General features: G+C 65.5%; 9 protein-coding genes and 1 tRNA gene. 7 read left to right on the plus strand and 3 right to left on the minus strand.

From position 1 onward, the window contains the following. Positions 1-21: 21 nt before the first annotated feature. From LWE61_RS02805 to LWE61_RS02820, 4 genes are all read left to right on the plus strand, one after another. Positions 22-1,005, plus strand: a complete 984-nt coding sequence (locus LWE61_RS02805; RefSeq protein WP_234148479.1) for a M23 family metallopeptidase — start codon at positions 22-24, stop codon at positions 1,003-1,005. Positions 1,006-1,080: 75 nt separating this feature from the next. After that, the gene (gene thrS / locus LWE61_RS02810) at positions 1,081-3,081 is read left to right on the plus strand and encodes a threonine--tRNA ligase (RefSeq protein ID WP_234148480.1); all 2,001 of its coding nucleotides are present in this window, start codon (positions 1,081-1,083) and stop codon (positions 3,079-3,081) included. A gap of 266 nt (positions 3,082-3,347) precedes the next feature. Next, the gene (gene infC / locus LWE61_RS02815) at positions 3,348-3,881 is read left to right on the plus strand and encodes a translation initiation factor IF-3 (protein ID WP_234148481.1); all 534 of its coding nucleotides are present in this window, start codon (positions 3,348-3,350) and stop codon (positions 3,879-3,881) included. Between the two features lie 290 nt (positions 3,882-4,171). Further along, positions 4,172-4,885, plus strand: a complete 714-nt coding sequence (locus LWE61_RS02820; RefSeq protein WP_234148482.1) for a hypothetical protein — start codon at positions 4,172-4,174, stop codon at positions 4,883-4,885. 218 nt (positions 4,886-5,103) lie between these two features. Here LWE61_RS02820 and LWE61_RS02825 read toward each other — a convergent pair whose 3' ends face one another. The 3 genes from LWE61_RS02825 to LWE61_RS02835 all read right to left on the minus strand — a co-directional run bounded on the left by LWE61_RS02825 (position 5,104) and on the right by LWE61_RS02835 (position 6,714). After that, positions 5,104-5,415, minus strand: coding sequence for a hypothetical protein (locus tag LWE61_RS02825; protein ID WP_234148483.1), 312 nt, complete (start codon positions 5,413-5,415; stop codon positions 5,104-5,106). Then, on the minus strand, positions 5,412-6,062 hold the full coding sequence (locus tag LWE61_RS02830; protein WP_234148484.1) for a hypothetical protein: 651 nt from the start codon (positions 6,060-6,062) through the stop codon (positions 5,412-5,414). The genes LWE61_RS02825 and LWE61_RS02830 overlap by 4 nt, the downstream gene beginning before the upstream one ends. Before the next feature lie 576 nt (positions 6,063-6,638). Beyond that, positions 6,639-6,714 (minus strand) — tRNA-Thr (locus LWE61_RS02835). Between the two features lie 211 nt (positions 6,715-6,925). Here LWE61_RS02835 and LWE61_RS02840 point away from each other — a divergent pair. From LWE61_RS02840 to LWE61_RS02850, 3 genes are all read left to right on the plus strand, one after another. Continuing rightward, positions 6,926-8,284: a PAS domain-containing protein gene (locus LWE61_RS02840; protein WP_234148485.1), complete on the plus strand. Its 1,359-nt coding sequence runs from the start codon at positions 6,926-6,928 to the stop codon at positions 8,282-8,284. A gap of 139 nt (positions 8,285-8,423) precedes the next feature. Next, positions 8,424-13,100 carry an NAD-glutamate dehydrogenase domain-containing protein gene (locus tag LWE61_RS02845; RefSeq protein WP_234148486.1) on the plus strand — a complete coding sequence of 1,559 codons (4,677 nt, stop codon included), beginning with the start codon at positions 8,424-8,426 and terminating at the stop codon, positions 13,098-13,100. Positions 13,101-13,419: 319 nt separating this feature from the next. Further along, positions 13,420-13,869 carry a YiiD C-terminal domain-containing protein gene (locus tag LWE61_RS02850; protein WP_234148487.1) on the plus strand — a complete coding sequence of 150 codons (450 nt, stop codon included), beginning with the start codon at positions 13,420-13,422 and terminating at the stop codon, positions 13,867-13,869. The last annotated feature ends 595 nt before the right edge of the window (positions 13,870-14,464 follow it).

Raw genomic sequence — 14,464 nt, forward strand, 5'->3', positions numbered from 1 at the left:
ATGGGTGTGAGACGGATAGCCATGATCGCCGCAATGCCTTTCCTCCTGACCGGCGCGGGGCCATCCGCTTCCGCGCCGCCGCCGCCGAGTCTCGACCTCCCCATCGCCTGCACGCCGGGCAAGAACTGCTTCGTGCAGCAATATTTCGACCATGATCCGGGGCCGGGGGCCAAGGATTATCGCTGCGGCAGCCGCGTCTATGACGGGCATGACGGGGTGGACATCCGCCTGCCCAGCGTCGCGGCGCAACGGCGCGGCGTCGCCGTGCTGGCGTCGGCGGACGGGGTGGTGACGGGTGCGCGCGACGGGGTGGAGGACCGCATCCTCGTCACCGACGCCGACCGGGCGGCGATCAGGGGGCGGGAGTGCGGCAACGGCGTGCTCGTCACCCATGCCAACGGCTGGCAGACCCAATATTGCCATATGGCGCGCGGTTCCATCGCTGTCGCGAAGGGGCAGGAGGTGAAGGCGGGCGCGAAGCTGGGCCTCGTCGGCCTGTCGGGCGATACGCAATTCCCCCATGTCCACCTGACCGTCCGGCAGGGCGCGCGGGAGGTCGATCCCTTTGCGCCCGATGCCACGCCGGGCCGTTGTGCCGCGACGGGCGGACGCACGCTCTGGTCGCGCGCGGCGGCGGCGGCGCTGGCCTATCGCACGACGGAGGTCATCAACATCGGCTTTGCGGACGGGCCGGTCGACATGGACGGGATAGAGGCGCAGGGGATGCGCGTCCCCACCGCCGCATCGGGCGCGATCGTCGTCTATGGCCGGGCCATCGGCCTGCGTGCGGGCGACCGGATGCAGGTGGCGCTCACCGGGCCGGACGGGGCCGTATTGGCGGAGAATGGGACGCCGATCACCGCGAACAAGGCGCAATATATGCTGTTCGGGGGCAAGCGCCGACCGGTGGCCGGATGGCCGAAGGGCCGCTATGGCGCGCGCGTCACCGTGACGCGCGGCGGCAGTGCGGTGGCCAACGCCAGCGAGAGCATCAGCCTGCCCTGACGCCGCCTGTGGCATTGACAGCGGGGCGTCGCTAATTAAGGGCGGTACGTTCACCAACAGACTGGAAATATCCCCGTGTCCGCCATCATCAAGATCACATTGCCCGACGGTTCCGTGCGTGAAGTCGCGCCCGGCACTACCGCAGGCGAGATCGCGGCGGCTATCGGGCCGGGCCTCGCCAAGGCCGCCATCGCCGCGCGGGTCGACGGCGAACTCTATGACATCGGTCGCCCTATCGACCGGGACGTCGCTCTTGCGCTGGTGACGGCAAAGGACGAGGCGGACGCGCTGGACCTGGCGCGGCACGATTTCGCGCATGTGCTGGCGGAGGCGGTGCAGTCCCTGTTCCCCGGTACGCAGATCACCTTCGGCCCGTCCACGGACGATGGCTTCTATTATGACTTCGCGCCAAAGGATCGCCCGTTCACCGAGGAAGACCTCCCCGCCATCGAGGCGGAAATGCGCCGCATCATCGCCGCCGACAAGGCGCTGAAGCGGGAGGTGATCGACCGCGACACGCTGATCGCCCAATGGGCGGCGGCGGGTGAGACGTTCAAGGCCGAATGGGCCGCCGAACTGCCGCAGGGTGAGGAACTGACCGTCTATCATTCGGGGTCGGACTGGTACGACATGTGCCGGGGACCGCATCTGGCGTCCACGGGCAAGCTGGACCCCAATGCGTTCAAGCTGACGCGCGTGTCCGGCGCCTATTGGCGCGGCGACCAGAAGAATGCGATGCTGTCACGCGTCTATGGCACGGGCTGGCTGAACAAGAAGCAGCTCGACGCGCACCTCTTCAAGCTGGAGGAAGCCGCCAAGCGCGACCATCGCAAGCTGGGGCAGGAGATGGACCTGTTCCATCTTCAGGCGGAGGCGCATGGCAGCGTCTTCTGGCATCCCAAGGGCTATATCATCTGGCGCGAGCTGGAGGCCTATATGCGCCGCGCCATCGACGGGGCGGGCTATCGCGAGGTGAAGACGCCGCAGGTGATGGACGCGCGCCAGTGGGAGCAGTCCGGCCATTGGGGCAAATATCGCGAGAATATGTTCGTGATCCCCGACGAGGTGCCCAACGTCGAGGATGAAGGCCCGGTCATCAGCGGCGAGGCCGACTGGATGGCGCTGAAACCCATGAACTGCCCGGCGCATGTGCTGATCTTTCGTCAGGGCATCAAAAGCTATCGCGACCTGCCGCTGCGCATCTACGAAAATGGCTGTTGCCACCGCAACGAGCCGCACGGCGCGCTCCACGGCCTGATGCGCGTGCGCCAGTTCACGCAGGACGACGCGCATATCTTCTGCCGTGAGGACCAGATTGTGGAGGAGGTTCGCGCTTTCTGTGCGCTGGCCGACCGTATCTACGCCCATTTCGGCTTTACCTATTCCATCAAGTTGGCGCTGCGCCCCGAAAAGCGGTTCGGGACGGAGGCGATGTGGGATCAGGCTGAGGACGAACTGCGCAATGCGGTCGCCGCAGCGGGGCTGAACACGCCCGAATATGGCTGGGAGGAACTGCCGGGCGAGGGGGCCTTCTACGCGCCCAAGCTGGAATGGCATCTGACCGACGCCATCGGCCGGACATGGCAGGTCGGCACCATCCAGTCCGACCGGGTTCTGCCCGAACGGCTCGACGCCAATTATGTGGCGGAGGACGGCGACAAGCATCGCCCGGTCATGCTTCACCGCGCCATCTTTGGCAGCTATGAGCGGTTCATCGGCATCCTGATCGAGCATTATGCGGGCAAGATGCCGTTGTGGCTGGCGCCGGTGCAGGCGGTGGTCGCGACCATCGTCTCCGACGCCGACGGCTATGCCGTCGAGGTGGCCGAGCGGCTGAAGGCGGCGGGCATCCGTGTCGAGACGGACCTGCGCAACGAGAAGATCAACTATAAGGTGCGCGAGCACAGCCTGGCGAAGGTGCCCAACCTCTTCGTCGTCGGCAAGCGCGAGGCGGAGGAGGGCACCGTCGCCCTGCGCCGCCTCGGCTCCGACCAGCATCAGAAGGTGATGACGCTGGACGAGGTGGTCGCGATGCTGAAGGACGAGGCCCTGGCGCCCGATCTGGCGGCCGGATAACGCCCTGACCCGTTTGTCCTGAGCCTGTCGAAGGCCCGTGTTTTCTGTCTTCCGGCGCTAAAGCCGGAAGGATGATCCCTCGGCAGGTTCAGGATGGACGGACTTCGGACGCCGTCCCACCATAACTCTTGCGCCCGGCAGCGCGCAGGCCCATATCGCAGCGTGAACCGACTCGCGCGTCGGCTCTTTCCCGGATCTTCCGATCCGGGTAGTATCGCGCACCAGATTGTCCGTAACGACCAGGAGAAATTGCCATACGTCCCCCAATGATGCGCCGGCCCTTGGCGCCGCCCCCGACGAACGGTCCTCGGTATAACGAGTTCATCTCCGTGCCCAAGGTGCGCGTGATCGATGAGAATGGCGAAAATCTGGGCGTATTGTACACGCGCGAAGCGATGGAGCAGGCAGCCGAGGTCGGTCTTGACCTCGTCGAGGTGTCGCCCAACGCTGACCCGCCGGTCTGCAAGTTCCTCGACATCGGCAAGTTCAAATATGAGGCCCAGAAAAAGGCCAATCTTGCCCGCAAGACCCAGAAGACGCAGGAGATCAAGGAGATCAAAATGCGTCCGAACATCGACGATCATGACTATGATACGAAGATGAAGAAGGTCCATGACTTCATTGGCGAAGGCGACAAGGTGAAGATCACCCTGCGCTTCCGTGGCCGCGAACTCAGCCACCAGCAGCTCGGCATGGCCTTGCTGCAGCGCGTGGCGGAGAATGTGCAGGAGGTCGCCAAGGTGGAAGCCTATCCGCGCATGGAAGGCCGCCAGATGCTGATGGTCCTGTCGCCCAAGTAAGCGGCGACGGATAAAGGGGTATGGGCGGGAGCCGGGGTTTCGACTGCGCCGGCCGCCCGACAGGGCTTTGCTGAACCCCCAGAATAGGTGCCGGGCCTTTGCGCCCGGCAATATTTTCACACAGTCGCGACACCAGCCGCAAATTTCGCCGCCATAGTCTTGTCCGCGCATCCAGGGGGATGCGGGGGAGTTTTTTGCCGCGTTCATTGTCAGACGCATCGGGGTCAGGCACATCCGGCCCGTCGCCTGACGAGGGGCGACAGGGATGGCATCGGCGTCTCCGGGAAAGGGTGGTCGGGATCGCTCGGACTTTCGCGGCGTATTGCCTGCCCGGCCAGTCCGGCCTTCTCTCGCCCGCCGGACGGTCCTCTCCGCATAGCATCATCGGTCGGTCAGGACGCTTATCCTACCTGTTCGGCAGATTGTGCGGGCGGTTGCTGGGCATCGACTATATCCGGCATATTCTGGTGGCCATGCCGGTGGAGGCGATGCCGCGCATGCCGCGCGGTTATGACGCGCGCATCGTCTCGGCGGAGGAACTGGCGCGTCATCGCATCGATGCCGATGCGCGGGTGCAGGCGGACCGCTTTGCCATGGGCATGACCTGTATCGGCGCGTTTGATCGGCATGGCAGGCTGCTCGGCGTCACCTGGCTGGGGACGGGCCATCATCGGGAGACGGTGCTGCGCATAGGCTTTGGCCTGCCGCCCGGCGCGGCGTGGGACGGGGGGCTGTGGATCGACGAGGAACGGCGCATGACCCGCGCCTTTCAGGCGCTCTGGGCCGGGGTACGCGATTGGCTGGAGGCGCAGGGGCTGGCGCAGACGTTCAGCAGCATCGCGGACTATAATGCCGCGTCGATTGCCGCGCATCGCCGTCTGGGTGCTACGGTGGTCGGGCAGGTCGGTGTTATACGGATCGGTGGCCTGCAATGCACGATCGGCGGCCGCCGCCGACTGTGCTGGTCTCGTACGGTCTGGCCGAAGATAGACCTGCCGGGCTGAAGGGGGCGGTGTGGCATTTGAAGCGTTGCATGAAAGGCTTGGGCGCATGCCGTAGTGTAGCCCTGCCACAGGCGGGTTCCCTATCTCTAGGTAGCCCGATGGGAGACGAAAGTGGGTGTTCCAATCATTCGACAATTCCTATTGATCGCCCGTGACGAGGAGGCGACGGCATTAGGGCTGCACGGCTTTTCCATAGCAGCCCCGCCCACTCCCGGCGTTCAATCCCTCGCGTCGCGTAGCGCCTCCAACTCGGCCAGTCTCACGGGATCGTCGGCGGCCAGCTCTTCTTCGAGATAGAAGCTATAGGGTATGTCGCGCACCAATTTTTGCGAATCGCCACTATATTCTGGAGCGATCACCGCGAAAGCATCAACCAGTTGCCGAAGGAAATCCTTGTCTAGGGTTTCAAGTCTATGGCCTACCCACTCCATCATCTCGACGGCTGCATCAGCGTCGAGGATTTCATCGTCGGTAAGGTCCAGGAACAATATAAAGTCTGCAATAATTCGCGCAATTTGTGTGACAATCATGGCTTCATGATCCTGACCTTGATGTTGTTGACATTCATCTGCTTCAGCATCTTTAGAGCGGCGATCTTTTGTTTTTCGTTGGGAACTTCCCATGTGCCGATTAGGCGATGTTGTGCCAGAACCTCGGACTGTCGCAATAGCTGGGCTTGTGCTCTGGGGCGGTTCACAACCGTAAATTTTCGGTCGATCATATAATCATCTAATAGGCCATCAAACTTCACCGGTCGTTTCGAGCCGTCCGGCATCGTTCGCATCAGCGTCGGCGCCTGACCGGGCCGCGCCCCGGTCGCGGCATCATTGTATCGCGTCCACGCTTTTTCGGGACCGAGATTCTCCTTCACCCAGCCGACCTGCGGCGGATCATAATTTATGGGAGGAGTGGCCTCACGAACGCGGCGCAACGTGGAAATCTTGCCAAGCGCCGCGCCCGGCGCGGCGGCCAGTGCGGCGTTGCCGACGACCGATCCGGCCGCCCGGCCGATCTCGCGCGGAGAGGCATTGGCGACCGCACCGGCCGCCCGTGATACCTGGATGCGGGCGGGCGTATCTTCCGCGGCTATCGCCGTATCGATCGTGCTGGCGATCCTGTGACCGGCGTTGTGAAGGGTGGTGACTGGATTCGTCCGTATCCCCGCGATCGTCTCCACTGTAACATCGCGCAGCCCCTCACCGACACCGCCGACAAATTCGACAGCCTGATTGCGTTGCCCCGAAGACGGTAATGCAGCGGACCTTGGCCGCGCCCCGGTCGTCCCGCGACCTCCCGTTTTCTCGCTATGTCCCGCCGACCGCGCCGTGCGAGACCTGTCCGCCTTCGGCCCTGTCGCGATCCGTCGTTTCCAGGGATGGCCGCGACGGAGGGTGCCGGGTGCGCGGTCGGCCCGTGCGGTTTCGCCCGCGTCATGATAGTTTCCCGACCCGGCAAAGGTAAAGCGACCGTCGGACGGATCATGCCAGGGGTTGAACTTGCACTCGACCGCATCATCCCTCGCGGAGGAGGGGGGCGTCCTGTGCGCAACCATTTCGGCAAAGCGCGCCGCCATTCGTCGTCTGATAGTTCGGTCATGCCGCATCCCCCCTGTCTGGGGCCGAGAACATTTCAGAAAGCTTTTCCAACACGTCAAGCTGGAACGGTGTGGGTTCTGGCTCAGCGGTCCGGCAGACGTAGCGCAACACCGGCTTCGCGCATGGCCAACCATGGCATTTCTGCGGATTTCAGAAAATGGTGCCGCCTATAGGATTCGAACCTACGACCCCCGCATTACGAATGCGATGCTCTACCAACTGAGCTAAGGCGGCACGGACCATGATGGTCGGCGCGGGGCATGATGCCCCTTGCGCTGCGGGCGCTTATCAGGCCCGTTTCATCCGCGCAAGCCTTTCGCGTAATCTTGTCCCCTCCCATCGGCCCTATTCGTCCGCGCCGGCGCCGATCCGCGACATGGTTTACAGGAAATTTACCTGTTTGGCGCAGAGTGCATCAAGAAATTTCAGGCAGAAGGCCGGGTGCATGGACGGATCAGGACCGCAACAGCAAACGCTCGACAATGAGCCGGACGTCGCGATGGAAGCGCCCCCCATGGTGCGCTTCGATGAGCGGCGCATGCATGTGCGCGCCTATAATTACTGGGCGTCGTTGCTGGGCGACCGCAGTTTCCCCAGCATCGAGGATCTGAATCCCGGCGATATCGAGGATTTCGGGTCGCACAGCGTCCTGATCGACTTTACTGGCGGCATCGACGATCCCTCCATCGCCTTCCTCGGTTCCGCCTTGCTGCGCGAATGTGGGCTGGACGGGTCGATCACCCGAATCAGCGAAGTGCCGTCGCGCACTTTGCTGTCGCGGCTGACCGACCATTATCTCCAGATCGTCGCCAATCAGGCGCCCATCGGCTTCGAGGCGGAATTCACCAACCAGCGCAACGCGGAGATTCTCTATCGCGGCATCATGATGCCCTTCTCATCCGACGACGACACCATCGACTTTGTCTATGGCGTCATCAACTGGAAGGAGGTCGCGGCTCCCGCCCTGACCGAGGATATTGAGCGGGCGATGCGCGATCTGGAGATGGAGCTGAGCCGCAACAGCCTCTCCGTCCCCGTCGGACCCGCGCCGGTCTGGGCCGATGGCCCGTCGAGTGCGGATTTCGCCGCGCCGGTCGACGCCATCGAAACCCCGGAAGCGGTCGCGATCGAAACGTCGGATGCGCAAGTTGCCGACACCCTCGAAACCCCGACCACAGCCATCGAGTCCGACGAAGATTATCTGTCCGACACGCTGTGCCAGTCGCTGGCCGATGCACAGGGCGCGGCGGCCGATGCCATCTCGTCCGAGGGGCGCACGCGGCAGGCGCTGTACCGGGCCATCGGCTTGGCCCACAGCTTTGCCCTGCTGGCACGGGTGGAGCCGCAGGATTATGCCGCCCTGCTTGCTGATGCAGAGATCAAGGCGCAGCCCCGCAGCCCGATGACCGCGCTCGTCAAGCTGGTCTTCGGCACCCATTATGACAAGACGCGCCTGTCCGAATTTGCGTCCGCTATCGAATATGCTCTGGCGGAGGCGCTGGAACCCGGCGCCCTTGCCGAACGTCTCACCCGCTATGACGGTGGCCTCAAAAATTATGTGCGCGATGCCCGTGCGGCAAAGCGCGGCCCGGCCCCGACAAAGCCCGACAAGACGGCGGTCGCCCGCGCCCGCCTCGGCACGGCGGCGGCGATCTCTCTCGACAGCATCGCGACCGATGGCGACGGGCTGGCGGTGGTCGTCGTCCGGCGACTGGCGGACGGCGGCTTTGAGTCGCTGGGCGGTGTCGCGGCCGATGACAAGCGCGCGGGACAGATATTGCAGGCCGTCGCCACGCAGGGGTAATCGACTGCGGACCGGCCGATTTGCGCGCTCGATATGCCGCCGATCACCGTTTCACAGGGTTAACAAGCCCGACACAATAGGGCACTAATTCAAGGGCGGCGACCGCCCCCGGCCGCCAGCCCCGACAAAGGGAGAGGCCATGGACGCCCGTCACGATAGCAGCCGCGCGGTCAGCGCCGCCCTTGCCACCGCCATCGAGGATTCGCTGGCCCGCACGGAGCCGGGGCTGCTGAACGGCGCCCGGCTAAAGGCGGCCAGCCTGTTCCTGGGTGAGGCGATGCGGGACCGCCGTCCCGGCCAGCCGATCATCCAGGTCGACACGGGCGGGGAGGCGGAGGACCAGCCCGGACCCGATGCGGCGCGGCGGATGCGCTTCGCCATCATCAACGACGACATGCCCTTTCTGGTCGACAGCATTTCCGGCTGCATCGTCGCGGCGGGGCTGGCGGTCCATATCATCGTCCATCCCGTGCTGCCGGTGCGGCGCACCGACGCGGGCCACCTGATCGCCATCGGTGAGGGGGAGAAGGCGCACCGCGAATCGATCATCTATATCGAGGCGGACCATGCCGACGCGCGCAGCCGCCATGCGGTGGAGGCGTCTCTGCACCAGACGCTCGACCAGCTCCGCGCCGCCGTCACCGACTGGCGCCCGATGATCGCGGCGATGCTGGACGACGCCAATACGTTGGGCGAGGGCGATGAGGGCGACCTGCTGCGCTGGTTCCTGAAGGGCAACCTGACCCAGCTCGGCCATGAGCGGCGCACCCGCGCTGGCAAGGTGCAGGGGCCGCTGGGCATCTGCCGCACCGCCGACGAGCCGCTGCTCGCTCCGGCCACGCTGGACGCGGCCTTCGACTGGTTCGACGCGGGCAACGCCGGGCCGCTGATCCTGAAATCCAACCGCTGTTCGCGCATCCATCGGCAGGTGCTGGTGGATGTCTTCATCGTGCCCGTGCGCGGGTCGGTGAAGGGTAAAAGCAAGACGAAGGACAAGGATGGCGAGGCCGTCACCGCCCTGTCCATCCATGCGGGGCTGTGGACCAGCGCGGCGCTGGCCGCTGCGCCATCCGACGTGCCGATCCTGCGCACGACGCTCGACCGGCTGATGACCCGCTTCGGCTTCGATCCGGTGGGCCATGCGGGCAAGGGGCTGGTCCATGCGCTCACCTATCTGCCGCATGACATATTGCTGGGCCTGTCGCCCGCGGATCGGGAGCACCTGGCCTTCACCGCGCTGTCGCTGGGCGACCGTCCGCGTGCGGAGGTGGAACTGGCCGCCGGCGCGTTGCAACGCCATCTCTTCGGCTTCGTCTGGTTGCCGCGCGACGAGATGACGACCGCCCGTCGCGAGGCGATCGGGCAGATGCTGTCCACCGCGTCCAATGCGCCGGTGCTGAGCTGGTCGATGGCGCTGGACGAGAGTGGCCTTGCGCTGCTGCGCTTCGTCATCGACCTGCGCGACGAGGGCGTCATTCCCGACGACACGGCGCTGGACGCCCGGCTGGCCGAAATGGTGCGCGGCTGGACGCCCGCCGTCGAGGCCGCGCTGGCGGTGACGGTGGAGGCCCGGCGCGCCGCTGTGCTGGCCCGGCGCTATGCCCATGGCTTTCCGATGGGCTATCGCGAGGGGGCGGGCGCAGAGCAGGCCGCGACCGACATATTGCGCCTCCACCGCCTGCCCAAAGTCGGCGCGCGCGATGCCCGCCTCTATCGCAACCCCGGCGATACGGAAGGCCATCTGCGGCTCAAGCTCTACAGCCTCGATTCCATCACCCTGTCCGACGCGGTGCCCGCGCTGGAGAATTTCGGCTTTCGGGTGATCGAGGAGCTCATCACCTCGCTGGGCGAGGGTGGCGAGCTGGGCCATATCCAGAAGCTGGTGCTGGCGCTGGACAGCGAGGCGCTGGCCAAGGCGGTGCTGAAGCGCGCGGACACCATCGAGCGGGTGATCGCGTCCGTGCTGGAAGGGCATGGCGAGAATGACAGGTTCAACGACCTGTTGCTCAGCGCGGGGCTGGAGCCGGACGGCGTCATCCTGCTGCGCGCCATCTTCCGCTACCTGCGCCAGACGGGCAGCGCCTATGGCCTGTCCACCGTGGTCGCCGCGCTGCGCCGCGCGCCGAAAATCACCGGCGATCTGGTGGCGCTGTTCGCCGCGCTGCACGATCCGGCGCTGGAACGGGGCAAGAAGGCGGACGGCCTCGCCGCCCGTATCGAAACCCGGATCGAGGAGGCGCTGGCCGCCGTCGCCGCCATCGACGACGACCGCATCCTGCGCCTGATCCGGTCGGTCATGCAGGCCGTCCTGCGCACCAACGCCTTCACCCCCGCCGGTCAGGGCGCGCTGGCCTTCAAGATCGACAGCGCACTGGTCCCCGGCCTGCCCAGCCCCGTGCCATGGCGGGAAATCTGGGTGTACAGCCCCCGCGTCGAGGGCATCCACCTGCGCGCCGGTCCCATCGCGCGCGGTGGCCTGCGCTGGTCCGACCGTCGCGACGATTTCCGCACCGAAGTGCTCGGCCTGATGAAGGCGCAGCGGGTCAAGAACGCCGTCATCGTACCCACGGGCGCAAAGGGCGGCTTCCTCCCCAAGCAACTGCCTGACCCGGCCGCGAACCGCGACGCCTGGCTGGCGGAGGGCACCGAAAGCTATCGCATTTTCATCCGCGCGCTGCTGTCCGTTACCGACAATGTGGTGAAGGGCAAGGTGAAGCATCCGCGCGGCATGGTGATCCGCGACGGCGACGACCCCTATTTCGTGGTCGCGGCGGACAAGGGCACCGCCAGCTTCTCCGACATCGCCAATTCCATCGCGCTGGAACATGGTTTCTGGCTGGGCGACGCCTTCGCCAGCGGCGGTTCCAACGGCTATGACCATAAGGCGATGGGCATCACCGCGCGCGGCGGGTGGCTCTCCGTCCAGCGGCATTTCCTCGAAATGGGCGTGGACGTGCAGGCGGACCCCGTATCCGTCGTGGGCGTGGGCGACATGTCGGGCGATGTGTTCGGCAATGGCATGTTGCTGTCGAAAGCCATCCGCCTCGTCGCGGCGTTCGACCATCGCCACATCTTCATCGACCCCGATCCTGACACGGCAAAGGCGCATGCGGAGCGCGCCCGCCTGTTCGCCCTGCCCCGGTCGAGCTGGGACGATTATGACAAGGCGCTGATTTCAAAGGGCGGCGGCGTCTTTCCCCGCACGCTGAAATCCATCCCCCTGTCGCCGGAAATGCAGGCGATCATCGGCACCGCCGCCGTCGCCATGGACCCGGCGGCGCTCATCTCCGCGTTGCTGACCGCCGATGTCGATCTGATCTGGTTCGGCGGGATCGGCACCTATATCAAGGCCGTGGCGCAAAGTAATGCGGAGGTCGGCGACACCGCCAACGACCGGGTGCGCGTCGATGCGGAGTCGATCCGCGCCAAGGTGATCGGGGAGGGCGCCAATATGGGCGTCACCCAGGCCGCGCGCATCGCCTATGCGCTGGGCGGCGGCCGCATCAACACCGACTTCATCGACAACAGCGCGGGCGTCGATTGTTCCGATAATGAGGTGAACATCAAGATCGCGCTGGCCCGCGACGTGACGGACGGCAGCCTGACGCCGGACGCGCGCAACAAGCTGCTGGCGAAGATGACCGACAGCGTCGCCCGTCTGGTGCTGGAGGACAACCGGCTTCAGGCGCTCGGCCTCTCCATTGCGGAGGCGGGCGGCGCAGCGGATATTCCCGCCTATGTCCGCCTGATCGACGGCCTCGTTCGCAGCGGGCGGCTGGACCGCAAGGTGGAGGGTCTGCCCGGCGACCCCGAACTGATGCGCCGCGCGCAGGAGGGGCATGGCCTGACCCGACCGGAACTGGCCGTGCTGCTGGCCACCGCCAAGCTCAGCCTTCAGGATGCGATCGAACATAATCATCTGCCCGACGATCCCATCACCCGGCCCGACCTGTTCAATGCCTTCCCGCCCGAAATGCAGAAGAAGCACAAGGCGGCGATCGAACAGCATCAGTTGCGGCGGGAGATCGTCGCGACCGAAGTGGCCAACCGCATCGTCAACCGCATCGGCATCATCCCGCCGCTGATGCTGGGGGAGGATGAGGGCTTTACCCTCTCGGATGTCGCGGCGGCCTTCATCGTCGCGGAAACCCTGTTCGACCTGCCCGCCATCTGGGCCAGCGCCGACACGGCGCAGATGCCGGAAACGGTGCGAATCGCCTATTTCCGTCGCCTGTCCGACGCGGTGACGGACCATATCCGCGAACTGTGCCGGTTGAGCGCGGGCACGCTCTCGCCCAGCGAGACGCTGGACATGGTGCGGCCCGGCGTCGCCAAGCTGCTGCCCCGCGCCACCGCGCCGGAGGCAGAGGCCGCGCTGGTCGAACAGGGCGTCCCCGCCGATCTAGCGGCGGCGCTGGCCCGGCTGGAGCAGGCGATGGGTGCGGCGGGCATCGCGGAACTGGCGCGGCGGCGCGGTGACGATGCGGTCGCGGTCGCGGATGCGGCGCAGGATGTCAGCACCGCCCTGGGCCTCGACTGGCTGCAACTGGCGGCGTCGCATCTCGCCCCGGTCGATCCGTGGGAGCGGCTGCTGATCGCCGGCGTGGAGCGGGACATACAGGAGATGCGGCTGCTGTTCCTGGCCCGCGCGGACAAGGGCGGGTTGCGCGACCATGTTGGCCAATGGCTGGAACGGCATGAGGCCGCGCTCACCCAATATCGGATACTCCTGACCCGCGCCCGCGCGGGCAGCCCCAGCGCGGCGATGCTGGCGGAGGTCGTGGCGCGCGCACGGGCGCTGCTGCATCGGGCTTAGAGCGTTTTCCAAGCAGGTGGCATCACCTGCTGACTCGGAAAACGCGCCAAGCCAAAAACTGAGAGCAGCCGGTCCGATGCAATCGGATCGGCTGCTCTAGGGTGGCGTAGGCTCTGGCGGCCCCTTCCTCCTTCCACCCGCTGCGCCATGCGGTTGGCCATGGCGAGGCGGGAGGAAGGCGTCACCAGCGGCACCGATCGCAGGACGGGCGAGCGAACGGCCCTGCCCCGCTCCATTCCAGCCGCATCGCCAAACAGGGCTGGCCATTCGCCGCTTTTCCAGACATGCCGTCCGTCACGGGAACGACAGGGGAAGCGGGATGGAGCGGGCCGACCTCGAAGACTATCTGCACCGGCAAATCCCCCTGTCGGCGGCGATGCGGGTGGATGTGCTGTCGGGCACGGCGCAATCGGTCGTCCTCTCCGCCCCGCTGGAACCCAATATCAACCACAAGAGCACGGTGTTCGGCGGCAGCGCCTCCGCTGTCGCGATCCTCTCCGCCTGGTCGGTCCTGCACCTGCGGCTGGTGGAGGCGGGGCTGGCGTGCGAAGTGGTCATCCAGTCCAATGCGATGGACTATGAACGCCCTATTCTCGGCCGTTTCACCGCCACATCGTCGCTGGTCGAGGAGGGCGACTGGCCGCCTTTCCTGAAGATGCTCCGCCGCAAACGGCTCGCCCGGATCGAGGTGCAGTCGACCCTGACCTATGGGAATGCGGTGGCCGGTCGTCTGAAGGGCCGCTTTGTCGCCTTCCTGCGCGACGCATAGGGGACAGCCCCGGAATGTGATGGCGTCGGATCGACCCGGTCCACGCCCTGTCACCCGCTTTAGGGAGCCTCTCGGTAGAGGGCTACCTTTCGGCCACGCGGGAGAGATCGCCCATCCGGCGAAAGAGGAGAAAAAAGATACAGTAGAAGGGGAAAGATCGCGCCGGCCACGCCCGCCGCAGCAACCCGCGCAAACCGGCCCGCGCGCAAATCCCACTATGCTCCATAGGAGAGGCATATGCCGAACATGAGAGGGGCCGCCGAGGCAGATATACCTCGACGGCCCATCAAACATGGTCAGCGGCCGAAAGTGCCGCCTTCGGAGCCTCTCCGCTGCGTCAGCCCGCCGGACATCGTCCGCTGGGCCTCGCGCGGCCACGCCACTGGATTAGCGGCGGGTACTCCGAATGGACTTGTCCGACCCCATTGCTGAACCATGAGACATCGGATCACCTCCTTTCGCGCTGTTAAAACCGGCAGAGAGCGGGGTGGCTGGAAGCCGTTTTCCCGTCCTCTGAAGAGGAAAGTGAATCATTCACCGCTTACGATCAAGCCTTGTATTATTCTTTTTTCGAATCATACTTGCCAGCCCGATG

Source organism: Sphingobium sufflavum (assembly GCF_021403115.1).
Lineage (GTDB): Bacteria > Pseudomonadota > Alphaproteobacteria > Sphingomonadales > Sphingomonadaceae > Sphingobium > Sphingobium sufflavum.

What these genes read in the sequence shown, in the direction of transcription:
- LWE61_RS02805 (WP_234148479.1), top strand. Translation starts at nt 22, where the DNA reads ATGATCGCCGCAATGCCTTTCCTCCTGACCGGCGCGGGGCCATCCGCT.
- LWE61_RS02825 (WP_234148483.1), bottom strand. Translation starts at nt 5,415, where the DNA reads ATGATTGTCACACAAATTGCGCGAATTATTGCAGACTTTATATTGTTC.
- LWE61_RS02850 (WP_234148487.1), top strand. Translation starts at nt 13,420, where the DNA reads ATGGAGCGGGCCGACCTCGAAGACTATCTGCACCGGCAAATCCCCCTG.
- LWE61_RS02840 (WP_234148485.1), top strand. Translation starts at nt 6,926, where the DNA reads ATGGACGGATCAGGACCGCAACAGCAAACGCTCGACAATGAGCCGGAC.
- infC (WP_234148481.1), top strand. Translation starts at nt 3,348, where the DNA reads ATGATGCGCCGGCCCTTGGCGCCGCCCCCGACGAACGGTCCTCGGTAT.
- LWE61_RS02845 (WP_234148486.1), top strand. Translation starts at nt 8,424, where the DNA reads ATGGACGCCCGTCACGATAGCAGCCGCGCGGTCAGCGCCGCCCTTGCC.